The sequence below is a fragment of the Bradyrhizobium sp. BWC-3-1 genome (assembly GCF_032917965.1).
Classification (GTDB): Bacteria; Pseudomonadota; Alphaproteobacteria; order Rhizobiales; family Xanthobacteraceae; genus Bradyrhizobium; species Bradyrhizobium canariense_D.
The window spans coordinates 5,353,163-5,377,246 of the sequence record NZ_CP136625.1 but is presented as its reverse complement, the minus strand read 5'-3'; the positions used below and the strand labels follow the sequence as shown (position 1 = coordinate 5,377,246).

Here is a 24,084-nt window from a genome sequence, read left to right as displayed (position 1 = left end):
TCCGTAGATGGGGCTTGCGAAGCGGTTCCGCAGCAGCCGCGTGGTACCCCATTCGGGCCGCAAAGGCGAGGGGATTGACCCCGGTTCCTCAGGGCCTACGATCGGGCCGAAACAACAAGAAATTGGGGAAAGCCAAGCCATGCCGAACCGGCTCGAAACCTATCGCGTCCAGGCCTACAACACGGCCAAGCAATCCGAAAACAAGATGCATGACGATGCAGTGGCGCGCCGTTTCGGGTTTTCCGGTGGGCTGGTCCCCGGCGTCGACGTCTTCGCCTACATGATGCATGTGCCGGTGGCGCGCTGGGGCCGCGATTTCCTGTCGCGCGGGCTGATCGAGGCGCGTTTCATCAAGCCGGTCTATGACGGCGAGACCGCCGACGTCGATGCGACCGAGCACAACGGCCTGCTCACCATCGAGGTGTTCAGCCGCACCGAGCTGTGTGCCACCGGCACGGCGTCGCTGCCGGCGATTGCGACTGCGGTATCGTTGAGCGACTATGTCGAGGTCCCCGCGATTGCCGAGCGCAAACCGGTCAGCCCGGCAACATTCGAGACCGGCAAATGGCTGGGCACGACACCGCGCCGCTGGGCCGGGCAGGATGCCGCCGACTATCTCGCCGACATCCGTGAAACCGATCCGATCTTCGCGGGCGGGGGGCTCGGCCATCCCGGCCTGATTCAGCGCGTCATGAACCGCGTGCTGGTGGACAACACGATCCTCGGCCCCTGGATCCATGTCGGCAGCCGCATGCAATTGCTGTCAGCCGCGCGCGCCGGCGACGAGATCACCGCGCGGGCAAAAGTCACCGCGAACTACGAGAAGAAGGGCCACCGCTTCGTCGAGCTCGACGCGCTGGTGGTCGCCAACGGCACGACGCCGCTGGCGCACTGCCAGCACATCGCGATCTACCAGCCGCGCGAGCAGGCGGCGGCTTAGGCGGCATGTAAGGGGCGCAGCGCGTCCTCACCCTCGCTGTCATTCCCCGCGAAGGCGGGGAATCCAGTACGCCGCAGCCTATCGGTCAATCGCTTCCGTCTCGGAGTACTGGATCGCCCGGTCGAGCCGGGCGATGACAGTCTGCTTGTGGAGGCAGAAGGGCAGCCCTACGCCGCTTTCCCCTTCGCATCCTGGATCGCGCGCCACACGCGTTCCGGCGTCAGCGGCATGTCGATGTGCTTGATGCCGTAGTCGGAGAGCGCGTCGATCACCGCGTTCACGACCGTCGACAGGCTGCCGGCGCAGCCGGCTTCGCCGCAGCCTTTGCTGCCGAGCGGATTGGCCGTGGCCGGCACCGGGTGGTCGCCGACCGTCATGTTCGGAACGTCCTCGGCGCGCGGCAGAGCGTAGTCCATCAGCGAGCCCGTGATCGGCTGGCCGCTCTCGTCGTAGCGGACGTGCTCCATGAGAGCTTGGCCAATGCCCTGGACGACGCCGCCATGGAGCTGGCCTGCGACCAGCAGCGGGTTGATCACCGTGCCGAAATCGTTGACCGCGCTGTAGCGCACGATCTGCACGACGCCGGTCTCAGGGTCGATCTCGACCTCGGCGACATGGCAGCCGTTCGGGAAGGCTGACGGCACCGGTTCGCTGGTGTGATCGACGTCGAGGCTGTCGGGCACGCCCTCCGGCATCTTGCCGTCGTGCAGGCGCTTGGCGAGCTCCATGATGTCGATGCTGCGGTCGGTGCCGGCGATCGTAAAACTGCCGCCTTCGAATTCGATGTCGGCTTCGGATGCCTCCAGCATGTGCGCGGCGGCGCGCTTGCCCTTTTCGATCACGAGCTTGGCGGCGCCCACGATCGCCATGCCGGTCGCGGTGATCGAGCGCGAGCCACCGGTGCCGTTGCCGGTGTGGACGATGTCGCTGTCGCCCTGCACCAGCTTGACGCTGTCGAAGGGAACGCCGAGCTGCTGGCAGAGGACCTGCGCGAATGCGGATGCGTGGCCCTGACCGTAATCGAGCGTCCCGGTGATGAGCTGCACCGAGCCATCGGGATCGAACACGATCTTGCCGAGCTCGACGCCGGGAGGTGCGGTCACCTCCAGATAGGAGCCGACGGCGATGCCACGCAGCTTGCCGGACTTCTTGCTCTCCTTCTTGCGCTTGGCAAAATTCTCGTGGTCGGAGATTTCGAGGGCCTTGTTGAAGACGGCCTGGAAGTCGCCGCTGTCATAGGTGACGCCGGAGGACGCGGCGAACGGCATCTGGTTCTGCTTGATGAAGTTGCGCTTCCGCAGGGTCAGCCGGTTGATGCCCATCTCGTCCGCGGCGCGGTCGATTAGCCGCTCCATGTAGTAGTTGGCCTCGGGCCGGCCGGCGCCGCGATAGGCGCCCATCAACGTGGTGTTGGTCAGCACCGTCTTGATGTCGACGGCCATCAGCGGCGTGCGATAGACGCTGGAAAAGTTCTTGCTGGTGTTGAGCGAGAGCGGGCTGGGCGCAACGCCGGTGATGTAGGCACCGAGATTGCCGTAGCCCGAGAGCTTGGCGGCGAGGAAATGCCCCTCGGCATCCAGCGCGAGTTCGGCGTGAATTTTCTGCGCACGGCCGTGGCTGTCGGACAAGAAGCTGGTCGAGCGTTCGTCCAGCCATTTCACCGGCCGTCCCAGCGTCTTTGCCGCGTACAGGATGCACATGTATTCGGGGTAATTGATGTTCTTCATGCCGAAGGAGCCGCCGACATTGGCGGTGAGAATGCGCACATTTTCGTTCGGCACTTTCAGGTTCTTGGCGAGATTGGCACGGTTGCCTGCCACCCCCTGCGTGGGCACCTGAAGAGTGTAGCGCTCGGTCTTCTTGTCATAGGAGGCAAGGCCAACGCGTGGCTCCATCGAGACCACGGCGACGCGGGTGTTCTCGATGTCGACCTTGGTCACGTGAGCAGCACTGGCGAAGGCCGCGTTGACCTTGTCGGTGTCGCCATAGTGGTAGTCGAGCGCGACATTGTTCGGGATGTGGTCGTAGAGCTGCGGCGCGCCGGGTTTTGCGGCTTCCTCGGGATCGGTCACCGCCGGCAGCGGCTCGATGTCGAGTTCGACCGCCTCGGCCGCGTCGCGCGCCTGGGCCAGCGTCTCCGCCACCACGAAGGCGACGGGATCGCCGACGAAGCGGACCTTGTCGGTTGCGAGCGGCTGGCGGTTGGTCTGGAGCAGGGGCGAGCCGTCACGGCTCTTCAGCGGCAGGCCGCAGGTGAAGGGGCCGTAGCCGGCCGCATCGAGGTCTTTGCCGGTCCACACCCCGAGCACGCCCGGCATTGCTCTGGCTGCATCGATGTTGATGCCGCGAATGACGCCATGGGCATGGGTCGAGCGAACGATCACGGCATGGGCCTGGCCGGGCAGGTTGAAATCGTCGGTGTAGCGGCCCTTGCCGCGCACCAGGGTATCGTCCTCCTTGCGGCGGACCGGCTGCCCGACGCCATATTTTTGCAGTGCAATAGCGTTTTCGAGCGTGGAGGATTTGGTGTGTTCTTGCATGAAATTGACCTGAAAAGCCGGCAAATGCGCGGTTTGGGGGGCGCCTGGGGTCCGGACCCCTCAAAAATAACCCACCGGCCCGCTCACGACAACGCACGAATGGGCATGGTCCCATGTGATGCGTTGTTGCGCAGGATTGGTGCGCTGCTAATGTTTCAGGCGAAAAAGCAATTCCAGATCGGCCTAACCGGCCGCGGAAAGACAGTTTGTATGAATGACCACACGCGGCTCCGCGACGGCCTTGCGCCGCACGGTGAGCTGGGGTCGATGGCGGCGGCGTTCGCCACTGAACCGGCCGTCGGCGCGCAAGCGCCGGGAACCGGCGTCTACGCGGCGCTCGACCTCGGCACCAACAATTGCAGGCTCCTGATCGCCTGTCCGACCCACGACGGCTTTCGCGTGGTCGATTCCTTCTCGCGCATCATCCGGCTCGGCGAGGGCGTCTCGGCAACCGGGTGCATCAGCGAGGCCGCGATCGAACGCGCCATCGTGGCGCTTGGCATCTGCCGCGACAAGATCAACCTGCGCAAAGCGCGGCGGCTGCGGCTGATCGCCACCGAAGCGTGCCGCGCCGCCTCGAATGCCGAAGGCTTTCGCAGCCGCGTCGCTGCCGAGACCGGGATCGAGCTCGAGGTAATCGACCGCGAGACCGAGGCGGCGCTTGCCGTGCTCGGCTGCTCGCCGCTGGTCGATCCCAGGGGGCGCGGCGCAATCCTGTTCGACATCGGCGGCGGCTCGACTGAGCTGGTACGGATCGAGCGCGACGCCGCAAATCCGGAGCCGCGCATCAAAGCCTGGATGTCGATCCCGTTCGGTGTGGTCACGCTTGCCGAGCAGTTCGGGGGCCGCGACGTGACGCCCGAGATCTACGCCGCGATGGAGCGCGAGGTCGCCCATCACATCGCGCCGTTCGCCGAACAGCATGGCGGCGATCTCACTGATATGCATCTGCTCGGCACGTCAGGCACTGTGACGACGCTCGCCGGCATCCATCTCAACCTCGCGCGCTACGACCGCCGCCGCATCGACAGCGTCTGGATGAACGATACCGACGTCACCGCGACCATTAACAAGCTGCTTGGCATGAGCTACGAGGAGCGCGCCGCGAACAGCTGCATTAGCGTTGAGCGCGCCGATCTCGTCCTGGCCGGCTGCGCCATCCTCGACGCGATCCGCCGCGCCTTTCCGCTGCCACGCCTGCGCGTCGCCGACCGGGGCTTGCGCGAAGGCATGCTGGTCGAGATGATGCGCGAAGACGGCGCGCTCAGGAGCTGGTGAGATGGTCAAGGACACCACCGGCCGTTTGCACGTCCAGGTCAAGACCCACGGCAAGCGCAAATTGTCGTCGAAGCTCTGGCTGGAGCGGCAGCTCAACGATCCCTATGTGGTGAAGGCGAAGGCGCTGGGCTATCGCTCGCGCGCCGCGTTCAAGCTGCTCGAGATCGATGACAAATACCGGCTGCTGAAGCACGGCATGGCTGTGGTCGATCTCGGCGCCGCGCCGGGCGGCTGGAGCCAGATTGCCGCCAAGCGCGTCGGCTCGGTCGACGGCAAGGGCAAGGTCATCGCGATCGACCTGCTCGAAATCCCCGAGATTGCCGGCGTCGAGTTCGCGCAGCTCGACTTCATGGACAATGACGCGCCGGACAAGCTCAAGGCCATGCTCGACGGCGGCGCCGACATTGTCATGTCCGACATGGCTGCCAACACCACCGGTCATCGCAAGACCGACCAGCTTCGCATCGTCGGCCTGATCGAGACCGCTGCCGCGTTCGCCTGCGATGTGCTGAGGCCGGGCGGGACCTTCCTGGCGAAGGCGTTCCAGAGTGGCGCCGACGCCGAACTGCTCGCCCAGCTCAAGCGCGATTTCGCCACGGTGCGTCACGTCAAGCCGGCCGCAAGCCGTGCGGATTCCTCGGAGCGCTACGTTCTCGCGACGGGATTTCGGGGGGCTCGCAACGACGAGGTGGAGCACTAGCCCAGCCGCTGATCCCGCACATCCTGCGTATCCTCGGTCGCCGCCTTGACGGCCGCCTTGGCCGCGCCCTTGCCGGCACCTTTGCGGCTCGCGATCTCCACCGCTTTGCGGCCGGAAACTTCGTGGCCGGCATCCGCGGGCATCTGCCAGAAGAACCAGCTCGACGCCGCCGAAGTCAGGGCGATCACGAGAAAGGCCGGCGCAAACACGGTGGCGTCGAGCTCGCTGACGTGGCTGAACCACATTGTCGTCTCCACGGAGGCGGCGCCGACCGCGACGCCGGCCGAGACCGCGAGCTGCTGGTTGACGCTGACGAGCGTGGTGGCGCGGCTCATCTGCGCCTGCTCGACCTCGGCATAGGCCACCGTGTTGATCGCGGTGAACTCGAGCGAACGGAAGAAGCCGCCGACCACCAGGATGATCATGATGATCAGCAGGGGCGTCGTCACGGTGAAGAGGGCACAGGCGGCCAGGAAAACCGCACTGATGATCGCGTTAACCGTCATCAGGTTGCGGAAGCCGAAGGCGCAGATGATGCGCGCGGCCAGCGCCTTCATGCCCATGGCGCCGAGCGAGGAGCCAAACGTGACGAGGCCGGACTTGAACGGCGAGAGGCCGAATCCGATCTGCATCAGCAGTGGCAGCAGGAACGGTAGCGCGCCGATGCCGAGCCGAAACATGAAGCCGCCGAGAACGGCCGCGCGCAGTGTCGGCAGCCTCAGCAGCGTAAAGTCCAGCACCGGCGACCCCGTTCGCCGCGCGTGAAGGACATACAGCGACATCGAGATCGATCCGCCGACGACCAGGGCAGCAACCGTGCTCCATGGCAGCAGATTGAGTCCGGCGACCGACAGCCCGAAGGCGATGCCGGCGAGCCCGAGGCCCGCGAGCACCATGCCGTAGAGGTCGAACGGCTCTCGTTCCTCGCTTTTGATGGGATCGATGAAGCGCAAGGCCATGAAGATGCCGAGCAGCCCGATCGGGATGTTGATCAGGAAGATCCAGTGCCATGACGCGTAGGTGGTGATGAAGCCGCCGAGCGGCGGCCCGATCACGGGGCCGATCAGGGCAGGGACCGTCACCCACGCCATCGCGTTGACCAGCGCGCTCTTGTCGACCGACCGCAGCAGCACGAGGCGCCCGACCGGCGTCATCATTGCCCCGCCCATGCCTTGGAGGATGCGCGCGAACACGAAATCGGTGACCGATGTCGAGAGCGCGCAGCCGACCGAGCCGACCATGAATACGCCGACGGCAATCGCAAACACCAGGCGCGCGCCGAACCGGTCGGCGGTCCAGCCGCTCGCCGGGATGAAGACCGCAAGCGACAGCAGATAGGAAGTGATCGCGAGCTTGAGCGTCAGTGGGCTGGTGCCGATGTCGGCCGCAATCGCGGGCAGCGACGTGGCGATCACCGTCGAGTCCATGTTCTCCATGAAGAGAGCAGTGGCTACGATCAGCGGAATGATGCGTTGCTTGTCGACCATGACGGATTGGTAATGGACATCGGGAACGAAGGGCGAGAATTGCGGCTTATCACCGCCACTGGGCCGCGACCATTGCGGATCGACGCATAGCACCTAAATCCCGCGTGACCCCAAGTGGGTGCGCCCTGCGCCGGAGATCGATGATCTGCCGTTCGCCAGTACGTGCCGCCGCGAAGGCTATCCGCCGCCGAACTTGCCCAAAAAAGCCTGTGCATGGCTGGCCGGCGGTCCGAATTGCTTTGATTCGTCGCCCGCCCGTGCTATCGACCCGCGTCAACCCCACCGATGGGCTCCGATTCTCCGGCGTTGCCGCAAGGTACGCCGAGGGCGGCGCTCATCCATAGCTATTTGCGGCAGGGCCGCGGAAGGAGTTGGCACATGGCCACGGTGCAACAAGGCATTCGCGAAGCCCTCACGTTCGACGACGTGCTGCTGAAGCCGGGCCTGTCGGACGTCATGCCGGGCGAGGTCGACATCCGCTCCCGCGTCACCCGCGCCATTCCGCTCAACATCCCGATCATGGCCTCCGCCATGGACACGGTCACCGAAGCCCGCATGGCGATCGCCATGGCGCAGGCCGGCGGCATCGGCGTCATCCATCGCAATTTCGATCCCGAAGGGCAGGCTGCCCAGGTGCGGCAGGTCAAGCGCTACGAGTCGGGCATGGTGGTGAACCCGCTCACGATCAGCCCGGACGCCACGCTGGACGACGCGCTCAAGCTGATGAGCGATCACGGCATCTCCGGCATTCCCGTCGTCACCGGTGCGGGCAAGTCCACGCCGGGCAAGCTGGTCGGCATTCTCACCAACCGCGACGTCCGCTTCGCCACCGACCGCCAGCAAAAAATCTCCGAGCTGATGACCCATGAAGGTCTCGTCACGGTGCGCGAGAATGTCAGCCAGGACGAGGCGCGGCGGATGCTGCATCAGCATCGCATCGAGAAGCTGCTTGTGGTCGACGAGCAGTATCGCTGCGTCGGCCTGGTCACCGTGAAGGACATGGAGAAGGCGGTCGCCCATCCGCTGGCCTGCAAGGACGCGCAGGGCCGCCTCCGCGTCGCCGCCGCCACCACGGTCGGCGATAGCGGCTTCGAGCGCACCGAGCGGCTGATCGATGCCGGCGTCGATCTCGTCGTGGTCGACACCGCGCACGGCCATTCCCGTCACGTGCTCCATGCGGTCAACCGCATCAAGCGCCTGTCCAATTCCGTGCAGGTCGTTGCCGGCAACGTCGCGACCTCGGAGGGTGCGCAGGCGCTGATCGATGCGGGCGCGGACTGCATCAAGGTCGGCATCGGCCCGGGCTCGATCTGCACCACTCGCATCGTCGCCGGCGTCGGCGTTCCCCAGCTCACCGCGATCATGGATGCGGTCGAGGCGGCGAAGAAGTCGGACATCCCCGTCATTGCCGACGGCGGCATCAAGTTTTCCGGAGACCTTGCCAAAGCGCTCGCTGCCGGTGCCGACATCGCGATGGTCGGCTCGCTGCTCGCCGGCACCGACGAGACGCCCGGTGAAGTGTTCTTGTGGCAGGGCCGCTCCTACAAGGCCTATCGCGGCATGGGCTCGGTCGGCGCGATGGCGCGCGGCTCGGCCGACCGCTACTTCCAGCAGGACATCAAGGACACGCTCAAGCTCGTGCCCGAAGGCATCGAGGGCCAGGTGCCCTACAAGGGCCCGGTCGGCAACGTCATGCACCAGCTCGCCGGCGGCCTGCGCGCCGCGATGGGCTATGTCGGTGCAAAGGACATGAAGGACCTGCACGACAAGGCCCAGTTCGTCCGCATCACCGGCGCGGGCCTGCGCGAAAGCCACGTCCACGACGTCACCATCACGCGCGAGGCGCCGAACTATCCGGGCGGGGGTTAGGCTCGCGGCTGCGCGTTGGAATTGCCCAAATGACGGTGTCATGCCCCGCGAAGGCGGGGCATCCAGTACGCCGCGGCCTTTCGGCTCTACCACGACCCTCTCGGATTACTGGATCGCCCGCGGGCGATGACAGCGAGAGTGTGCTTTTGTGTTGACGTGCTCCGCTCCCTCCGCTTCCGTTCGCGCCGAAGCATAATCAGGAGGAAGCCATCATGTCCCAAGGCAAACGCATCGTTCTCGCCGCGCGTCCCGTCGGGGAGCCAAAGCCGTCCGATTTCCGCATCGAGGAATTCGCGGTTCCTACGCCTGCCGCAGGCGAAGTCCTGCTGCGCACGATCTGGCTCTCGCTCGATCCCTATATGCGCGGGCGCATGAGCGACGGTCCGTCCTACGCGACGCCGGTGCCCGTCGGTGGTGTGATGGAAGCCGGTACGGTCTGCGAGGTCGCAGCCTCCAACAATCCAAACTTTGCCAAGGGTGACATCGTGCTCTCGCGCGCGGGCTGGCAGACGCACGCGATCTCCGACGGCAAGGGGCTGAACAAGATCGACCCGAAGCTCGCGCCGATCTCGACGGCCGTCGGCGTGCTGGGCATGCCCGGCATGACCGCCTACACGGGCCTGCTCGATATCGGCAAGCCGCAGCAAGGCGAGACCGTCGTCGTCGCCGGCGCCTCCGGCGCGGTCGGCTCAGCCGTGGGACAGATCGCGAAGATCAAGGGCGCACGCGCGGTTGGAATCGCCGGCGGCAAGGACAAATGCGATTACGTCGTGAAGGAGCTCGGCTTCGATGCCTGCATCGATCACCGCGATCCCGATCTGGCCGCGAAGCTGAAGGACGCCTGCCCGAAGGGCATCGACGTCTATTTCGAGAATGTCGGCGGCGCCGTGTTCGAGGCGGTGTTCCCGCTGCTCAATGCGTTTGCGCGCGTACCCGTCTGCGGCCTCATCGCCCACTACAATGACACTGAAGCGAAGCCGCCGAAATGGGCCGCCAGCATGATGCGCGCGACCCTGACCAAGCGGCTGACCTTCCGCGGCTTCATCGTCTCCGACTTCGCCTCCCGCCATGGCGACTTCCTGCGCGACATGTCCGGCTGGGTCCGCGAGGGCAAGGTCAAGTACAAGGAGTTCGTCACCGAGGGCCTGGAGAGCGCGCCCGAAGCCTTCATGGGGCTTCTCAAGGGGGCCAATTTCGGCAAGCAGCTGGTGCGGGTCGGGCCGGACAAAGCTTGATCGGCCGCTCTCGCCCCCTCGGGGGCCGGGTATGGTTAACAAAGAGTGACTGATCGGCCACACCCGCCCGTAAAAGCCGCAGGTGTGACCGTCGGTTCATTGACGGGCTCGCGAAGGCATTGAATCATTGCGCATATTTCAGGTGCGATGATGTTAGAGCTTGTTGTTTTCTGCGTAATCCTGCTGGCTGCCGGTTATTGGGCGACCATGTTTGTCATGGGCCGTCGCGACGACGTCATCCATGGCAAGTTCGTCCATACCGAGGACGTGTTCGCGCAATCCGCGATGCCCACACCCACGCCGCCATTCCCCAAGCGCCCGGTCAATGCCGCGCGGCCTGCCAATGTTCTGCCCGCCAATACCGGGGCCAAACCGGTGAACAGCGACGCGCTGCAGTCCTTGCTTGCCGCGATCCAGCAGGATCTCAAAAGCGTCGCTTGAGCCGCGACTGGCGGCGCTAATGCGCACCGCCCATCTGGGCGAGCAGCTCCTCGATATCGATATCGACCTGGCCCGCGGCCCTGACGTGGCGAACCTCGAAGCCGTCGGGCTGGAAGCGGTACTCCACGAGCCCGACCTCCTTGATCGCGATCCGGTCCTGGCGCGCATCGTTGATCTTGAAGCCGGCCGACGGCGCCCAGACGTGGCGGGTGTGGCGCCAGGTAAAGTCGCGCCGCTGGTGCACGTGACCGCTGGCGATGAGGCGCAGGTCGACATGTGCAAACATCTCGATCAGCCGCGCGCGGGCCGGCTGCGGCACATAGCGGATCGACGTCTCCGGCGTCTCGGGGTCGTCGGGCCCGTTGAGAAATACCGGCTTGTGTACGAACAGCGCGACCGGCTTGCCGTTCGTGCGCGAAACTTCCGAAGCAAGCCAATCGAACTGCTCGGCCTCGAAGGCGAGCCCTGAGTTCATCACCAGCGAGTTGAGGCCGAGGAAGCACCAGCCCGCGGCCTCGAACGACCAATGGTCCTCGCCGATGATCTCGCGGAATTGCTGACGATGCGCTTCCGCGACCGGCGGCTTCGGCGCAGGGCCGATCGCGGTCGGATTGTCGCCAATGTCGTGATTGCCGGGGATGTAGCGGCAGGCGACGGGCAGGGCATCGTGCAGGCCCTTGGCGAATTCGACATCGTCGCGGCTGGTCGGCCCGTCGAACGAGACGTCGCCGGTGTTGACAACGAGATCGGGCCTATCGGTGTCGATATGCTCGCTGAGCGCCTGGAAGTTGGCGATCAGGCCAGGGAAGCGCCGGCCAAGATGGGCGTCGGAGATCTGTGTCAGGCGAAATTCGGACATGGATCGATCATAGGCCACGCCCGACGTCGGAACGATGACGGCGCGTCCGCGGTCAGCGATCGAACAAAGTTTAAAGCACGCGATAGCGGATTGTGTAGGCGTCCTGCGGCGCGACCGGGCTTGCCAGCGGCGAGGCGATGCGGTCGGCGAGGTGCCAAGGGCCGAACTGAGGGCCGAACTGAGGGCCGAACTGAGCGCCGGACTGTTCGGAGCGATGCGGCTCGGCCGGCAGGCGGAGGCGGAATTCGAAGGTGCCCTTGCCGGGCAGGTTCACGACCAGCACGCGGTCCGCAGTGCGGTGGTTGAGCGGTACCGCGCCACGCAGCACGGAGCGGCCATCACCGAGCTCCCGCACGCCCTCGACCAGTGCCAGCGTCTGGTTGCGCTCGGTATGCAGCTCGATCTGGGTGTCGGACACCGCCGCCAAGGTCTCCTTGGGCATGCGGATCTCGAACTCGACCGCGGGTTTCGAGGGATTGAGGCCGAGATAGGCCAGCGCGGCATGGCGCATGTCGTAGGCGGCAAACGCAAACAGAGCGAGGAGGGCGAGCGCAGCGAGGCCATGCCTGAGGACATCGCGCCAGGTCCGATAGCTCATTCGGAAGTAGACCGTCATCGCCAGCGCCACCGCAAGCGCGGTCGCGATGCCTGCCAGCGCCGACATCAGGATGCCGAACTGCCCGTCGGCTGACTCGGTCAAAGTGCCGGTCAGGCTGCCGATCTGGCTGAAGAGGGTGTTCATGGCGGTATCTCGCCTTGCGCCCCGAGGGGCCAAAATCGCTTTAACTGTCGACAGTTGGTCGCCTCATCGGGAACGCCGGTTCAACTCGTTGATTGTCAGGACCAGCGGTGACCGCTAATGGACGCTAGCTGTGCCTTCCGCCGGATGGGAAAATCCCGAGAAATTTCGATGTCCATTCAAATGGTTTTGCTGCCGGTCTTCGTGCAGGTCGGTCTCACCTTCGCGCTCCTGATCGCCATGGCGCTGGGACGCCGGCGCGCGCTCGTCTCCGGCGAGACCAAGAGCCGTGACATTGCGCTCGGCGAGCCCAACTGGCCCAAGGGCGCCACACAAATCGCCAATTGCTACCGCAACCAGTTCGAATTGCCGGTGCTGTTCTACGCCCTGATCGCGCTGGCGCTCCCGTTGCGCCATGCCGATCTCTTCATCGTGCTGATGTCCTGGGTGTTCGTGGTGACGCGCTTCGTCCATGCCGGAATCTTCGTCTCCTCCAACAATCTCGGGCGCCGCTCCACGATCTGGCTCGCCGGCGTGCTCGTGCTGCTCGCGATGTGGATCTACTTCGCACTGAAGATGCTCTTGTTGATCTGACGGTTAGCCGTCGGATTTGATCTGAAAGATTCAAATGACTCCCGCTGCCCGGCTGTCCGCAGCCATCGAACTGATCGACACCATCGAGAAGGACCGCGTGCCCGCGGCCAAGGCGCTGAAGGAGTGGGGCACCGCGCACCGCTTCGCCGGATCCGGCGACCGCGCCGCCATTGCCGGCCTCGTCTGGGACGTGCTGCGCCGCTATGCCTCGAGCGCCTACCTGATGGATTCGGACACCGCGCGTGCTCGGCTGATCGGCATGCTCCGCCTCGAGCGCAACATGGACGCGGCGACCATGGCCGCGCTGTTCGACGGCAGCCGCTTTGCCCCCGCGCCGTTGACCGAGGCCGAGCAGGCCGCGCTCGCCTCGCGGTCGCTTGAAGGTGCCCCGGCCGCGATCGCCGGTGACTATCCGGAATGGCTGGATCCGTATTTGGCAAAAGCGTTCGGCGACGAACGCGTCGCGGAGGCGGCCGCGATGGCGAGCCGGGCGCCGCTCGACCTGCGCGTCAACACGTTAAAATCCAATCGCGACAAGACGCTGGGGGCGCTTGCTCACCTTCATGCGAAACCGACGCGTTGGTCCGCAACCGGCCTGCGCATCGAGCTTTCGGCCGATGCGCGCAACCCCGGCATCCAGGCCGAAGAGGATTTCATCAAGGGTGCCATTGAAGTGCAGGATGAGGGGTCACAGCTTGCGGCTGCGTTGACCGCGGCAAAACCCGGCGAGCAGGTGATCGATCTCTGTGCGGGGGCCGGCGGCAAGACGCTGGCGCTCGCCGCGATGATGCAGGGCAAGGGCCGGCTGATCGCGACCGACAGCGACAAGCGGCAACTTGCGCCCATTCACGAACGCCTGTCGCGCGCCGGCGTCCACAATGCCGATGTGCGCACGCCCAAGGGGGAGGCCGATCCGCTGGCGGAGATCAGCGCGACCGCCGACCTCGTCGTGATCGACGCGCCCTGCACGGGAACCGGAACCTGGCGCCGCAATCCCGATGCCAAATGGCGCATGCGTCCGGGCGCGCTGGAGATCCGCCTGCGGGACCAGACCGCGGTGCTCGATCGCGCGGTTCCGCTGCTCAAGGCCGGCGGCCGCATTGCCTACATCACCTGCTCGGTGCTCTCAGAGGAGAACGGCGACCAGGTGAGGGCGTTCACCGCCCGCCATCCCGAGTTCGCTGTGGTGCCGCCCGAGCAGACCGCGAGCGTGCTCTGGGACAAGGCCGAGGAGTTTGCGCAAGCCGCGCTGCAATCGCCGGAAGGCTGGCTGATGACACCGCGGCGGACGGGAACGGACGGGTTCTTCGTCTCGGTCTTGAAGAAGGCATAGCCCACCCCACGACATCGCGGATGACGCGACGCCTGTCTCACCAAACAAAAACCCCGCGAACCGGAACCCGGTCGCGGGGTTTTCTAACTCGACGTTCTGCCGGTACGTCCGTGGTCAGAACGGTGCGCGGGCTTTAGCCGACGCGGAGATTGTCAGCCGAGGACTTGCCGCTGCGACGATCGGCGACGATGTCGAACGAGACCTTCTGACCTTCGTTTAGGGTCGAGAGGCCAGCGCGCTCGACGGCGCTGATGTGCACGAACACGTCCTTGTCGCCGTCATCCGGCTGAATGAAACCAAAACCCTTTTGATTGTTGAACCACTTCACGGTGCCCATAGCCATGGGAATTTCCTTTGCTTAAGAAGTTAACACGCGGACCGGTACGCACTATTGCGCCCATAGTCCTGATCAGTCGATGTTGGAGAAATCATCTGAAGCGTGCGCGCCCGTCAGCAACGAAGCGAAGCGGCCCAGTCGTTCGGCCAAGTATCGATGATCACAATATAGCGAGATTTTGGGGCCACTTCAAGGCACCACCCGCCGCTCGGGATGTCGCCGAATTTTGCTATTTTGCGGTGCAAATTAACCCTTCCGGGGCGCCTCAATCGACGATAAACAGCGTCGCCCCCGTCGTCGTCGAGGATCGGTGCGCTGCATCGCCGAAATCCGAGACCTGGTAGCTCATCCCCGCCGTGAGCTTGAACTTGCGGCCGTCGCGCAGCTCGCTGTCGAGCTCGCCCTGCAGCACGTACAGCACGTGGCCGCGGTCGCACCAATGGTCGGCGAGATAGCCCGGCGAATATTCGACCATCCGCACCCGGAGATCGCCGATGTCGAGCGTACGCCACTTGGCTTGCCCGGTCTCGCCGGGATGGACGGTCGGCTCGACCTTGCTCCAGTCGGTGACGGTGAAAGGGGAGGTGGGGAGCTTCATGATGGTGATCCTGAGGCGGCGACGGCAGTGCCGTTACTATCGGATGCTTTCGCGGTAGTCCTCATTTTTACAGTTCTTATTGTTTTCGGCCCTTATTTTTGCCCATGCATCAGCGCGCAATCTGCCGTCACCGGCATCCTGCTTGCGATGATGACCCAGACCAGCAGCGCGGCGGCACTGATTCCCGCGCCGAGCACGCAGACGCCGGACCAGCCGGCCATCGCGTACACCATCGTCGACGCGATCGCGCCAATCGCGCTTCCGACCGAGTAGAACACCATGTAACCGCCCACCAGTCGGCTCGCCGCATCGGGCCGCACGGCGATGATCAGGCTCTGGCTCGTCACGTGCACGGCCTGGAGTCCCAGATCCAGCACGATCACGCCGGCGACGACCAGCCAGAGCGAGCTTTGCAGGCAGGCGATCGGAGCCCAGGCAGCCAGCATCAGCAGCAGTGACAGCCCGGTGGTCCGCTGGGCCCATCCGAGATCGGCAAGCCGCCCGGCATTGCGCGCCGCGAGCGCTCCGGCGAACCCGGCGACGCCGAGCAATCCGATGGTGGTATGCGACAGCGCGAAGGGAGGCGCCGAGAGCGGCAGCACGATCGACGTCCAGAACACGTTGAGATTGGCGAAGATCAGAAACGCAAACAACGCGCGCTCGCGCAGTATCGGCTCGTCGACAAACAGCGAGGCGGTTGAGCGCAACAGCGACAGATAAGAGGATCGGGCCAGCGCCGACTGCCGGCCGCGCGGCAGCACGCGCAGGAGCAGCGCCGCCATGGCCAGCATGAGGCCGGCCGAGACCAGGTAGACCATTCGCCAGCCGCCGAAATCGGCCAGCGCGCCCGAGGCGAACCGCGCCAGCAGGATGCCGGCGACGATGCCGCTCGTGACGGTGCCGATCGCGCGGCCGCGCCCGTCCGGTCTGGCCAGCGTCGCGGCAAAGGCGACGAGGACCTGGACGACGACGGCGAGCATGCCGACTAGCGCCATTCCCACAAGCAGCACGGCGGCATGCGCCGCCGTGCCGACGATGACGAGGCCGATCGCCGACAGCACGGTCTGGCCGACGATCAGGCGGCGGCGATCCCAGAGGTCGCCGAGCGGCACGATCAGGATCAGGCCGAACGCGTAGCCGATTTGGGTGAAGGTCACCACCATCCCGATCGCGGCGGGGTCGATGCCGAGATCGCGCGCCATGGCATCGAGCAGCGGCTGCGCGAAGTAGATATTGGCGACGCTCAGGCCGCAGGTCAGCGCCAGCAGCATCGCCATCCCGCGCGAGAGCCCGCGCCCGGCGGTGTCGTCGGCCTTTTCGTCGGCGTTGGTCGGTCCGGCTGTGGCGGCATCGTGGATTGTCATTGTCGTCTCCGGCACGTTCTGTCTAGTCTTAAAATAAGACCAGTTGCACACCGCGCTGTCCAGTCCTATTTTAAGACCAATTTGGAGGCGGCGAATGAAGCGGACCGGTTTTGCCGAGGCTGACTGCCCGGTGGCGCGTGCACTGGACGCAGTTGGGGACATTTGGTCGCTTCTGATCGTGCGCGATGCCTTCGACGGGCTGCGTCGATTTGGCGATTTCCAGAAGAACCTCGGCATCGCCAAGGGCATGCTCACTGCGCGGCTGCACAGGCTGGTGGAGCTTGGCGTGCTCGAACTGATTCCGGCCTCCGACGGCAGCGCCTATCGGGAATATGCGCTGACCAAGAGGGGGCGCGAGCTGTTTCCAGTCGTGGTCAGCTTGCGCCAATGGGGCGAAGCGAATCTCTACGCGCGCGGCGAAGTCCATTCGGACCTGGTGGACGAGACGGGCCAGCCGGTCGGGAAGCTCGTGCTTCCGTCGCGGGCCGGCCGTCCACTGGCATGGTCCGATACCAGGGTGAGAAAGGCCGGTCTGCGCAAGCGCTGATTCGCGTCGGCCTTGGTGCGTCCTCGAGCTAGAAGCGCGACTCAGGGCACCGGATGATTCGCCGATCCCTGCACGATCTTTCCGGCCGCGTTCACCCGCAGATATTCGCAGATCCGCTTTCCCCGCTCGTTCTCGTAGAACACCACCACGCTATCAGGGCTGACGAACAATTCGATCAGCGAGAAATGCAGATTCGGCAACAGGGCGAGCGCCTTGCCCCAATAGGCGCGCAACGCATCCTTTCCGCGCACGGTGCCGCTTTCATCGAATCCCATCGCGGGGATGCGGTCCGAGGTCATCACGGTTTCCTCGTCATAGAGCGTGAGCACGCGTTCGAGCTCGCGCGCGTTCCAGGCCTCGACCCAGGTGCGGCCGAGCTCTGCAAGCGATGACGGCTGATGATGGTTTGGCATGGCGTTCTCCCTGATCGGCCCTTGGTGAGTGGCGGGCCATATAGGTCAATAATACTTACCTATATCAATTTGTCCATACCCCAAAGAAGAATGTGGGCGCGCGGCCCGCGCGGTTGCGGGAAAAGCCCCCGTCGCGTATCTGCTTGCCATGACAGCAGCACAGACCGACCGCTCCGCGTCGACGCCCTCGGCGCATGACAAGATTCTCATCGTCGACTTCGGCAGCCAGGTGACGCAGCTCATTGCGCGTCGCGTGCGCGAGGACGGCGTCTATTGCGAAATCGTCCCGTTCAACAAGGCCGAACAAGCCTTCAACGAGATGAAGCCGAAGGCGGTGATTCTCTCCGGCGGCCCTGAATCGGTACATGAGGCGGGATCGCCCCGGGCGCCGCAAGCGATCTTCGATTCCGGCGTGCCGGTAATGGGCATCTGCTACGGCCAGATGGCCATGGCGGAGCAGCTCGGCGGCACCGTCGAGGGCGGCCATCACCGCGAATTCGGCCGCGCCGATGTGGAGGTGAAGGCGCCGAGCAAGCTGTTCGAGGACGTCTGGTCGGCAGGCGGCAAGAACCAGGTCTGGATGAGCCATGGCGACCGCATCACCAAGATGCCGCCGGGCTTCTCGGTCGCCGGCACCTCGCCGAACGCGCCGTTCGCGATCATACAGGACGAGACGCGCAAATATTACGGCCTGATGTTCCACCCGGAAGTGGTGCACACGCCCGACGGCGCCAAACTGATCCGAAATTTCGTCCGCAAGATCGCAGGCCTTTCCGGCGACTGGACCATGCGCGCCTTCCGCGAGGAGGAGATCGCGAAGATCCGCGCCCAGGTCGGCACGGGCAGGGTGCTCTGCGGCCTGTCCGGCGGAGTCGATTCCGCGGTCGCGGCCGTGCTGATCCACGAAGCGATCGGCGAGCAGCTCACCTGCGTTTTCGTCGATCACGGCATGCTGCGCCTTGACGAAGCGAAGACGGTCGTCGACCTGTTCCGCCACCACTACAACATCCCGCTCGTGCACGTGGATGCCTCGAAGCAGTTTTTGGGCGAGCTCGAAGGCGTCACCGACCCGGAAGTGAAGCGCAAGACCATCGGTCGCCTCTTCATCGAGGTGTTCGAGGCGGAGGCCAAGAAGATCGGCGGCGCTGACTTCCTGGCGCAAGGCACGCTCTATCCTGACGTGATCGAGAGCGTCTCCTTCACCGGCGGCCCGTCGGTGACGATCAAGTCGCACCACAATGTCGGCGGGCTCCCCGAGCGCATGAACATGAAGCTGGTCGAGCCCCTGCGCGAGCTGTTCAAGGACGAGGTGCGCAAGCTCGGCCGCGAGCTCGGCCTGCCCGAAATCTTCGTCGGCCGCCACCCGTTCCCGGGCCCCGGCCTCGCCATCCGCTGCCCCGGCGAGATCACCCGCGACAAGCTCGAGATCCTGCGCAAGGCGGACGCGGTCTACATCGACCAGATCAGGAAGCACGGTCTCTACGACGACATCTGGCAGGCCTTTGCCGTGCTGCTTCCTGTGAAGACCGTGGGCGTCATGGGCGACGGCCGCACCTACGACTTCGTCGTCGGCCTGCGCGCCGTCACCTCCACCGACGGCATGACCGCGGACTTCTACCAGTTCGACATGAAGTTCTTGGGCGAGACCGCGACGCGCATCATCAACGAGGTGAAGGGCGTGAACCGGGTGGTGTATGACGTGACCAGCAAGCCGCCTGGGACGATTGAGTGGGAGTAGTTTTTAGAGACCGAGGCATGCTGATGCGCGCCGCGTTGAAAGTGGTGATGGCCGCAATATTTGCCATGCCGGCTGCGGTGGCTCTGGCGAAGTCTCCGGACTGCGCGAGTTGGCCCAATAACATGGCCCTCGTGCACCTCAAGAACGCCGGCCTGATTGATATCCCATCAGTGATCGAGGCGCAGACGAAGGCCGTTCGTCTCGCATCCGAAAAGATCGGCAAAGACCTCTACCAGCAGGTTTACGACATCACGTTTCACACCAAGGATGGCAAGACGATCGAGGTCATCACGAAAAGCCAAGCATCAAGCGAGGAATGCTCGATGAGCGGCGTCGACATCTACGTGGTCTCGAACAAAATCGGCGGGTCGGCGGAGCTGCCATCTGACGGCAGGACTAAAAAGTGATCCGGTTGCATCGAAAGCTCAAGAACCGAAATTGACCTGCAGCGGATGCGTAGGGCGGATTAGCCGCAAATCCGGCCTCTCTCGCCGAGTCGCGCGCAAGATGGCAGATTACGCTTCGCTAATCCGCCCTACGATCTCTGTCACGGCTTCACGAACCGATACACGAAGCGATCGGTTTTGCCCTTGATGGCGGGATCGAACACCTTGATCGTGTGCGGATCGTCCTTGTTCGCGAGCAGGGTGCTTTCCGCGTCCAGCACGAAGCCGGCCGCCTCCACCTCCTTGCGAACGGATGCAGGCTCAATCCGATGCAGCGATTGGGCCTCGCTCGTGCCCGCCCCGAGCGCGGCGGCGTGGTCGACGATGACGTAGCACCCGCCGGGCTTCAGCCGCTCGTAGACGGCGCGATTGAAGTCGGCCGCCGTCGCGCCCCTGGCCTGGATCAGCGCGGTGTGGAGGTCGTGATAGAACAAGTGCAGCCACAGGACATCCGCTGGTCGCGTGACCTGCGGCATCGCCACGAGGTCCGCTGACACGGCTTCGACGTTGTCTCGGCCCGGCTCCTTCGCAAGCCTCCGCATAAGGCCGAGCGGATCGTTCTTGAAGTGCGCGACTTCGGCCGGCACGAAGCTGTCAACCCGTCCTTCGGGTCCCACGATCTCGGAGAAGACACGGGTCCAGTCGCCGTCGCCTGGGTAAACGTCGATCACGGTGGCGCCCGCATCGATACGTGCGAACCGGATCAACTCGGACAGCTTGGATTGGTCGTACATCTGGATTTCCTTTAGGCTTGGGCATTCGACACGCGCGCGGCTCGTGCCAGTGCCTGCGTGTCGACGTACTCCCGGATGTTCGTCAGTTTGCCGTTGCGAACGGCGATGGCGAAGACCCAGTCGTCCCTAAACGTCTTGTTCGTGGCTTTGATCTTTCCCTTTGCGAATCCGACGACCAGGACCCGGTCTCCTTGCGCCACGAACTCGCGGGGTTCGGTGGACGTTTCGATCGACTTGGATGCCGTCTCGAGCAAATCCGCCACCCCGTCGTGCCCGCGATGCGTTCCGGCCAGCGGCCAGTCCTCGCCGGGGATGATCCACTCGATGTCCTCGCTGACCAGCGCCAGCAGAGCCTCGCTGTCGCCGCGGCCGATCGCGGCGAAGAAGTCCTTCACGGTCTGGATGTTCTTGTCGGTGCTCATAGTCATTTCTCCATGTCACTCGGATCGGATCGCGCGCGATCCGATCCCGTGTGTCGTATCCCCCAGGGTGGGAACCTCGTGTTCGTCAGTCGAACTTGACCAGATCCTTGAAGATCAGTTGACCCCAGCTGTTTCCACGCGCCTGCAGGAGCAGTCCGCCTTCCGAAAGCCCGCCAAGCTTGATCGGCGCGAAGCCGAGAGTTTCCGCAAGCGTGCCAATCTCCACTGTGGCGTCGTGATCGTCGCTCGCCAGGAACACGACTCTCCTGCCACCATGGAGGGCCGGATCCTGGGCAAGGACGGCAGCACCCAAATGGTTGAAGCCCTTGACCAGTCGACCGCCGGTGAAGGCTTGCGCGAGGGCCTTGGACGAAGGTTGTCCCCCCAGTCTCTCAGGCGGCACGCCGTAGGCGTTGGTCACATCGACGATCGTCTTGCCCTGCCAGGTGGGCAGCGCTTTCGCGACATCCTGGTGCGACTCGAAACGGACCGCCAAAAAGACGATGTCCGCCTTGACGGCGTCCGCCAGCTTTTTGGGAATGATCGAGGGTCCGATCACGGCCGCGGCGGATGTAAAGCTTTCCGGGTCGCGCGTGGTTGCAACGGAGACTTCGATGCCGTTGCGGGCAAACGCGCTGGCCAGGGCTTGGCCGATAGGGCCGAAGCCGATGATTGCGTAGCTCATGATGTTTCTCCGAATTTGTGTCGATGGCGCGGTCAGACCTGGGCCATGCCGCCATCGACGGCGAGATCCACGCCGGTGATGTAAGAACTTTCATCGGAGGCGAGGAACGTGACGGCAGCCGCGATTTCCTCCGGCTTGCCCCTGCGACCCATCGGGACCTGTGAAGCAAATTGGCTGGCCGCTTGCTCGGCTTGCTCGCGGGTCAAGCCCGTCGTCGTCTCCAGGGCGGGAGTCTCCGTTGGCCCGGGGCTCATCGTATTGACGCGGATTTTGCGGTCCTTCAGCTCCAGCGTCCAAGCGCGCGAGAAGCTGCGCACCGCCGCCTTGCTCGCGGCGTAGACGCTGAACCCCGGCAACCCCTTCACGTTCGACACCGAAGAGTTCAGGATGATCGAACCGCCGTCCTTAAAGAGGGGGAGGGCTTTCTGCACCGTAAAGAACAGGCCTTTCACGTTCACATCGAAGGTCTGGTCGAAATGGGCCTTGGTCGCTAGCGCGAGCGGCGCGATTGTCCCCGCGCCTGCGTTCGCGAAGAGAATGTCGATGTGACCATGTTTCTCCTTCACGACGGCATAGAGCCGGTCCAGATCTTCCAGGCGCGACACGTCGCTCACGACCGTCGTCACGTTTCTCTCGATGAAGGCTGCGGCCTCCTTCAGCTCTTTCTCGCGTCGCCCGGTGATCACCACGTGCGCACCTTCGTCCACGAAGCGCTTGGCCGTGGCCAATCCAATGCCGCTGCTGCCGCCGGTGATGACGGCGATCTTGCCTTCTAGTTTTTTCATGATGTTTATCTTTCATTGTGTGTGGGCCAGGCGCGGGACCGCGCCGGGATCAGAGTTGCGCCAGGCCGCCGTCGACGGCGACTTCGCTGGCGGTCATGAAGCTGCTGTCCGAGGAGGCGAGAAAGGCAGCCACCGCCCCGATCTCCGCCGGATCGGCCATGCGCTGCAGCGGAGTCATCGCGGCGAACACCTTCTGTCCCTCTTCGCCCAGCGCTTCCTTCGCGAGTTCGGTCGCGGTCGCTCCGGGCGACAGCACGTTGACCCGGATGCCGCTGCCTTTCAGGTCCTCCGCCCAGGTCCGCGCGAGGTTTCGCACGGCCGCCTTGCTCGCGCTGTAGGCGCTCATGGCCGGGGCGCCCGTCGTGCCGGCGCTCGATCCCGTCAGGATGATCGAACCGCCCCGGCGCATCAGCGGCAGCGCCTTCTGCACCGTGAAAATCGTACCCTTCACATTGGTGTCGAAGGCCTCATCGATGTGCGCGGCGGTGATCTTGCCGAGCGCAAGCTGACTTCCCGCGCCGGCATTGGCGAAGACGATGTCGAGGGTTCCGCGCTCGGCCTTCACCGCCGCGTAGAGGCGGTCGAGGTCGGCTTCATCCGAGACCGAGCCCTTCACCGCGCGGGCATTGGGCCCGAGGGCGGCGACAGCAGCGTCGAGGGCTTGCTGTCGGCGGCCGAAGATGAAGACGAAAGCGCCATCCTCGATGAAGCGCTTTGCCGCGGCGCGGCCGATGCCGGTCGCGCCACCCGTGATGACTGCAACCTTGCCGTCAAGCTTTCCCATGATGTCTCCTGTCGTGGTGTCGGGGCAGCATCTGCCCCCGAGGACCCCGACATAGGTCCGCCGGCCCCAGGCGTTGAGTGCGGAAGCGCGCACATCGGTGGTGCGAAATCGATCCGGCCGGACGACTAACGCCGACGGCGACGATCGGTGTCCGTCGCTCAGAAAGGGCCCTGCTGGCCGGAACCGGCTATGATCACTGCCCATACTGCTGTAGGAGGCATCAGATACGGCTTGAAAGGCGCACCGCGCGGTGCGGGATTGCACCATGATCGACTGGGACGATGTTCGCTATTTTCTAGCCGTCGCGCGGGGAGGCTCGGTGCGGGCGGCCGCCGAGCACCTCGGCGTGAACCACGCGACCGTGCTGCGACGCATCGCCCAGCTCGAGGAACGCCTTGGGGTCCAGATGTTCGAAAAGCTGCCTTCGGGCTACCGGCTGACGGCTGCGGGCGAGGAGGTCCTCGAATTCGCCGACCAGATGGAAGCCTCGTCACACCAGCTGGAGACGCGCGTGTTCGGGCGCGATCAGAGCGTGCGCGGGCGTCTGCGGGTGACGCTGGCGCCGCCGATGGCGACACATTTGCTGATGCCTGATTTCGCCGATTTCGCGCGTCTGCATCCCGATATCGAGATGGATGTCCTGTCGTTCGGCGAACTGGCAAATCTGACCAACCGTGAGGCCGACGTCGCGATCCGCGTCGTCTACGAGCGCAAAACCCTGCCGCAAAATCTTCATGGCATGAAGGGACCGGAGCTGTTCGGCGCCGTCTACATGTCCAGGGATCGACTGGCCGCGTGGCGTGCGGGCGCGCCGGATCCCTTCCGCTGGATCGTCATCAGCATGCACGGCATCCCGGATTGGGCCAGCGCGGGCGAGGTTCGCACCACGGACGTTCCATTCAGGACCAGTGACGCCGGAGCGCAGATCGCTGCTGTCCGGCAAGGGCTGGGGATCACGACACTGCCGTGCTTCGTCGGCGATGCCGACCCGCTGCTGGTGCGGGTGCCGGGGACCGACCTGCACATGTACGGAACGGTCTGGCTCCTCACGCAGGGAGAGACGCGCAAGACCAAGCGCGTGCGGCTGTTCACGGAGTTCGTATCACGCAGGCTCGCCGCGTACGCGCCGCTGCTGGCGGGGCTGTCGGTGGCGCGCGAGTGACGCGGGGCGGGTCGTGGGCGGAAAGCTTGGCCTCGACAGATCAAGGCGTTATCG

The 24,084-nt window shown here is 64.7% G+C and carries 25 protein-coding genes; 12 read left to right on the top strand and 13 right to left on the bottom strand.

What is annotated here, in order from left to right:
- Window positions 1–139: 139 nt before the first annotated feature.
- Window positions 140–940, top strand: a complete 801-nt coding sequence (locus RX329_RS26280; RefSeq protein WP_085352825.1) for a hypothetical protein — start codon at window positions 140–142, stop codon at window positions 938–940.
- 167 nt (window positions 941–1,107) lie between these two features.
- Here the strand turns inward: RX329_RS26280 and RX329_RS26275 are convergent, their stop codons facing one another.
- Window positions 1,108–3,480, bottom strand: coding sequence for a xanthine dehydrogenase family protein molybdopterin-binding subunit (locus RX329_RS26275; RefSeq protein WP_085352826.1), 2,373 nt, complete (start codon window positions 3,478–3,480; stop codon window positions 1,108–1,110).
- Between the two features lie 210 nt (window positions 3,481–3,690).
- Here RX329_RS26275 and RX329_RS26270 point away from each other — a divergent pair, with 210 nt between their 5' ends.
- Together RX329_RS26270 and RX329_RS26265 are read left to right on the top strand one after the other, a co-directional pair.
- Window positions 3,691–4,758 (top strand): Ppx/GppA phosphatase family protein, encoded by a 1,068-nt coding sequence (locus RX329_RS26270; protein WP_026233757.1) that lies wholly within the window; start codon window positions 3,691–3,693, stop codon window positions 4,756–4,758.
- A gap of 1 nt (window position 4,759) precedes the next feature.
- The gene (locus RX329_RS26265; RefSeq protein WP_018459201.1) at window positions 4,760–5,458 is read left to right on the top strand and encodes an RlmE family RNA methyltransferase; all 699 of its coding nucleotides are present in this window, start codon (window positions 4,760–4,762) and stop codon (window positions 5,456–5,458) included.
- Here the strand turns inward: RX329_RS26265 and RX329_RS26260 are convergent.
- Window positions 5,455–6,945 carry an MFS transporter gene (locus RX329_RS26260; RefSeq protein WP_317244446.1) on the bottom strand — a complete coding sequence of 497 codons (1,491 nt, stop codon included), beginning with the start codon at window positions 6,943–6,945 and terminating at the stop codon, window positions 5,455–5,457. The two genes, RX329_RS26265 and RX329_RS26260, sit on opposite strands and share 4 nt — an antisense overlap.
- A gap of 378 nt (window positions 6,946–7,323) precedes the next feature.
- Here RX329_RS26260 and guaB point away from each other — a divergent pair, with 378 nt between their 5' ends.
- From guaB to RX329_RS26245, 3 genes are all read left to right on the top strand, one after another.
- The gene (guaB, locus tag RX329_RS26255; RefSeq protein WP_007609139.1) at window positions 7,324–8,814 is read left to right on the top strand and encodes an IMP dehydrogenase; all 1,491 of its coding nucleotides are present in this window, start codon (window positions 7,324–7,326) and stop codon (window positions 8,812–8,814) included.
- A 212-nt stretch (window positions 8,815–9,026) separates the two neighbouring features.
- Window positions 9,027–10,049, top strand: coding sequence for an NADP-dependent oxidoreductase (locus RX329_RS26250; RefSeq protein ID WP_085352852.1), 1,023 nt, complete (start codon window positions 9,027–9,029; stop codon window positions 10,047–10,049).
- Window positions 10,050–10,199: 150 nt separating this feature from the next.
- Window positions 10,200–10,490, top strand: coding sequence for a hypothetical protein (locus tag RX329_RS26245; protein ID WP_026233756.1), 291 nt, complete (start codon window positions 10,200–10,202; stop codon window positions 10,488–10,490).
- Between the two features lie 16 nt (window positions 10,491–10,506).
- On the opposite strand, the gene RX329_RS26240 is transcribed toward RX329_RS26245, so the two are convergent.
- Entirely contained in the window at window positions 10,507–11,349 is an 843-nt protein-coding gene (locus RX329_RS26240; protein WP_085352853.1) for a metallophosphoesterase family protein, read from the bottom strand.
- A 70-nt stretch (window positions 11,350–11,419) separates the two neighbouring features.
- Window positions 11,420–12,091 carry an acriflavin resistance protein gene (locus tag RX329_RS26235; RefSeq protein ID WP_085352854.1) on the bottom strand — a complete coding sequence of 224 codons (672 nt, stop codon included), beginning with the start codon at window positions 12,089–12,091 and terminating at the stop codon, window positions 11,420–11,422.
- A 168-nt stretch (window positions 12,092–12,259) separates the two neighbouring features.
- Between RX329_RS26235 and RX329_RS26230 the strand changes: the two genes are divergently transcribed.
- Together RX329_RS26230 and RX329_RS26225 are read left to right on the top strand one after the other, a co-directional pair.
- Window positions 12,260–12,682, top strand: a complete 423-nt coding sequence (locus RX329_RS26230) for an MAPEG family protein (protein ID WP_026233755.1) — start codon at window positions 12,260–12,262, stop codon at window positions 12,680–12,682.
- A 34-nt stretch (window positions 12,683–12,716) separates the two neighbouring features.
- Window positions 12,717–14,015, top strand: coding sequence for an RsmB/NOP family class I SAM-dependent RNA methyltransferase (locus RX329_RS26225; RefSeq protein ID WP_085352855.1), 1,299 nt, complete (start codon window positions 12,717–12,719; stop codon window positions 14,013–14,015).
- A 133-nt stretch (window positions 14,016–14,148) separates the two neighbouring features.
- Here the strand turns inward: RX329_RS26225 and RX329_RS26220 are convergent, their stop codons facing one another.
- From RX329_RS26220 to RX329_RS26210, 3 genes are all read right to left on the bottom strand, one after another.
- Entirely contained in the window at window positions 14,149–14,358 is a 210-nt protein-coding gene (locus RX329_RS26220; protein ID WP_007592195.1) for a cold-shock protein, read from the bottom strand.
- Window positions 14,359–14,617: 259 nt separating this feature from the next.
- A complete protein-coding gene (locus RX329_RS26215) occupies window positions 14,618–14,950 on the bottom strand; it encodes a DHCW motif cupin fold protein (protein WP_085362172.1) in 333 nt (110 codons plus the stop codon).
- Window positions 14,951–15,042: 92 nt separating this feature from the next.
- Window positions 15,043–16,314: an MFS transporter gene (locus RX329_RS26210; protein WP_085352857.1), complete on the bottom strand. Its 1,272-nt coding sequence runs from the start codon at window positions 16,312–16,314 to the stop codon at window positions 15,043–15,045.
- A gap of 94 nt (window positions 16,315–16,408) precedes the next feature.
- On the opposite strand from RX329_RS26210, the gene RX329_RS26205 reads away from it, so the two are divergent.
- Window positions 16,409–16,861: a winged helix-turn-helix transcriptional regulator gene (locus RX329_RS26205; protein WP_018459192.1), complete on the top strand. Its 453-nt coding sequence runs from the start codon at window positions 16,409–16,411 to the stop codon at window positions 16,859–16,861.
- Between the two features lie 41 nt (window positions 16,862–16,902).
- Here RX329_RS26205 and RX329_RS26200 read toward each other — a convergent pair whose 3' ends face one another.
- A complete protein-coding gene (locus tag RX329_RS26200) occupies window positions 16,903–17,274 on the bottom strand; it encodes a nuclear transport factor 2 family protein (RefSeq protein ID WP_085352858.1) in 372 nt (123 codons plus the stop codon).
- A 148-nt stretch (window positions 17,275–17,422) separates the two neighbouring features.
- Between RX329_RS26200 and guaA the strand changes: the two genes are divergently transcribed.
- Together guaA and RX329_RS26190 are read left to right on the top strand one after the other, a co-directional pair.
- Window positions 17,423–19,012 (top strand): glutamine-hydrolyzing GMP synthase, encoded by a 1,590-nt coding sequence (gene guaA, locus RX329_RS26195; RefSeq protein WP_085352859.1) that lies wholly within the window; start codon window positions 17,423–17,425, stop codon window positions 19,010–19,012.
- Window positions 19,013–19,029: 17 nt separating this feature from the next.
- A complete protein-coding gene (locus RX329_RS26190; protein WP_018459189.1) occupies window positions 19,030–19,419 on the top strand; it encodes a hypothetical protein in 390 nt (129 codons plus the stop codon).
- 140 nt (window positions 19,420–19,559) lie between these two features.
- Here the strand turns inward: RX329_RS26190 and RX329_RS26185 are convergent, their stop codons facing one another.
- The 5 genes from RX329_RS26185 to RX329_RS26165 all read right to left on the bottom strand — a co-directional run bounded on the left by RX329_RS26185 (window position 19,560) and on the right by RX329_RS26165 (window position 22,868).
- Window positions 19,560–20,192 (bottom strand): class I SAM-dependent methyltransferase, encoded by a 633-nt coding sequence (locus tag RX329_RS26185; protein WP_085352860.1) that lies wholly within the window; start codon window positions 20,190–20,192, stop codon window positions 19,560–19,562.
- Between the two features lie 11 nt (window positions 20,193–20,203).
- The gene (locus RX329_RS26180) at window positions 20,204–20,614 is read right to left on the bottom strand and encodes a nuclear transport factor 2 family protein (protein WP_085352861.1); all 411 of its coding nucleotides are present in this window, start codon (window positions 20,612–20,614) and stop codon (window positions 20,204–20,206) included.
- A gap of 85 nt (window positions 20,615–20,699) precedes the next feature.
- Window positions 20,700–21,299, bottom strand: coding sequence for an NADPH-dependent F420 reductase (locus RX329_RS26175; RefSeq protein WP_085352862.1), 600 nt, complete (start codon window positions 21,297–21,299; stop codon window positions 20,700–20,702).
- A 32-nt stretch (window positions 21,300–21,331) separates the two neighbouring features.
- On the bottom strand, window positions 21,332–22,084 hold the full coding sequence (locus RX329_RS26170) for an SDR family NAD(P)-dependent oxidoreductase (RefSeq protein WP_247455685.1): 753 nt from the start codon (window positions 22,082–22,084) through the stop codon (window positions 21,332–21,334).
- Between the two features lie 49 nt (window positions 22,085–22,133).
- Complete coding sequence (locus tag RX329_RS26165) at window positions 22,134–22,868, bottom strand: SDR family NAD(P)-dependent oxidoreductase (RefSeq protein WP_085352864.1); 735 nt, start codon at window positions 22,866–22,868, stop codon at window positions 22,134–22,136.
- Between the two features lie 265 nt (window positions 22,869–23,133).
- Here RX329_RS26165 and RX329_RS26160 point away from each other — a divergent pair, with 265 nt between their 5' ends.
- Window positions 23,134–24,030 carry a LysR family transcriptional regulator gene (locus RX329_RS26160; RefSeq protein ID WP_018459184.1) on the top strand — a complete coding sequence of 299 codons (897 nt, stop codon included), beginning with the start codon at window positions 23,134–23,136 and terminating at the stop codon, window positions 24,028–24,030.
- Window positions 24,031–24,084: the final 54 nt, after the last annotated feature.

Bases quoted from the DNA above. Each gene is read 5' to 3' on its own strand.
- RX329_RS26280 (WP_085352825.1), top strand. From the start codon at position 140: ATGCCGAACCGGCTCGAAACCTATCGCGTCCAGGCCTACAACACGGCC.
- RX329_RS26275 (WP_085352826.1), bottom strand. From the start codon at position 3,480: ATGCAAGAACACACCAAATCCTCCACGCTCGAAAACGCTATTGCACTG.
- RX329_RS26270 (WP_026233757.1), top strand. From the start codon at position 3,691: ATGAATGACCACACGCGGCTCCGCGACGGCCTTGCGCCGCACGGTGAG.
- RX329_RS26265 (WP_018459201.1), top strand. From the start codon at position 4,760: ATGGTCAAGGACACCACCGGCCGTTTGCACGTCCAGGTCAAGACCCAC.
- RX329_RS26260 (WP_317244446.1), bottom strand. From the start codon at position 6,945: ATGGTCGACAAGCAACGCATCATTCCGCTGATCGTAGCCACTGCTCTC.
- guaB (WP_007609139.1), top strand. From the start codon at position 7,324: ATGGCCACGGTGCAACAAGGCATTCGCGAAGCCCTCACGTTCGACGAC.
- RX329_RS26250 (WP_085352852.1), top strand. From the start codon at position 9,027: ATGTCCCAAGGCAAACGCATCGTTCTCGCCGCGCGTCCCGTCGGGGAG.
- RX329_RS26245 (WP_026233756.1), top strand. From the start codon at position 10,200: ATGTTAGAGCTTGTTGTTTTCTGCGTAATCCTGCTGGCTGCCGGTTAT.
- RX329_RS26240 (WP_085352853.1), bottom strand. From the start codon at position 11,349: ATGTCCGAATTTCGCCTGACACAGATCTCCGACGCCCATCTTGGCCGG.
- RX329_RS26235 (WP_085352854.1), bottom strand. From the start codon at position 12,091: ATGAACACCCTCTTCAGCCAGATCGGCAGCCTGACCGGCACTTTGACC.
- RX329_RS26230 (WP_026233755.1), top strand. From the start codon at position 12,260: ATGTCCATTCAAATGGTTTTGCTGCCGGTCTTCGTGCAGGTCGGTCTC.
- RX329_RS26225 (WP_085352855.1), top strand. From the start codon at position 12,717: ATGACTCCCGCTGCCCGGCTGTCCGCAGCCATCGAACTGATCGACACC.
- RX329_RS26220 (WP_007592195.1), bottom strand. From the start codon at position 14,358: ATGGCTATGGGCACCGTGAAGTGGTTCAACAATCAAAAGGGTTTTGGT.
- RX329_RS26215 (WP_085362172.1), bottom strand. From the start codon at position 14,950: ATGAAGCTCCCCACCTCCCCTTTCACCGTCACCGACTGGAGCAAGGTC.
- RX329_RS26210 (WP_085352857.1), bottom strand. From the start codon at position 16,314: ATGACAATCCACGATGCCGCCACAGCCGGACCGACCAACGCCGACGAA.
- RX329_RS26205 (WP_018459192.1), top strand. From the start codon at position 16,409: ATGAAGCGGACCGGTTTTGCCGAGGCTGACTGCCCGGTGGCGCGTGCA.
- RX329_RS26200 (WP_085352858.1), bottom strand. From the start codon at position 17,274: ATGCCAAACCATCATCAGCCGTCATCGCTTGCAGAGCTCGGCCGCACC.
- guaA (WP_085352859.1), top strand. From the start codon at position 17,423: ATGACAGCAGCACAGACCGACCGCTCCGCGTCGACGCCCTCGGCGCAT.
- RX329_RS26190 (WP_018459189.1), top strand. From the start codon at position 19,030: ATGCTGATGCGCGCCGCGTTGAAAGTGGTGATGGCCGCAATATTTGCC.
- RX329_RS26185 (WP_085352860.1), bottom strand. From the start codon at position 20,192: ATGTACGACCAATCCAAGCTGTCCGAGTTGATCCGGTTCGCACGTATC.
- RX329_RS26180 (WP_085352861.1), bottom strand. From the start codon at position 20,614: ATGAGCACCGACAAGAACATCCAGACCGTGAAGGACTTCTTCGCCGCG.
- RX329_RS26175 (WP_085352862.1), bottom strand. From the start codon at position 21,299: ATGAGCTACGCAATCATCGGCTTCGGCCCTATCGGCCAAGCCCTGGCC.
- RX329_RS26170 (WP_247455685.1), bottom strand. From the start codon at position 22,084: ATGAAAAAACTAGAAGGCAAGATCGCCGTCATCACCGGCGGCAGCAGC.
- RX329_RS26165 (WP_085352864.1), bottom strand. From the start codon at position 22,868: ATGGGAAAGCTTGACGGCAAGGTTGCAGTCATCACGGGTGGCGCGACC.
- RX329_RS26160 (WP_018459184.1), top strand. From the start codon at position 23,134: ATGATCGACTGGGACGATGTTCGCTATTTTCTAGCCGTCGCGCGGGGA.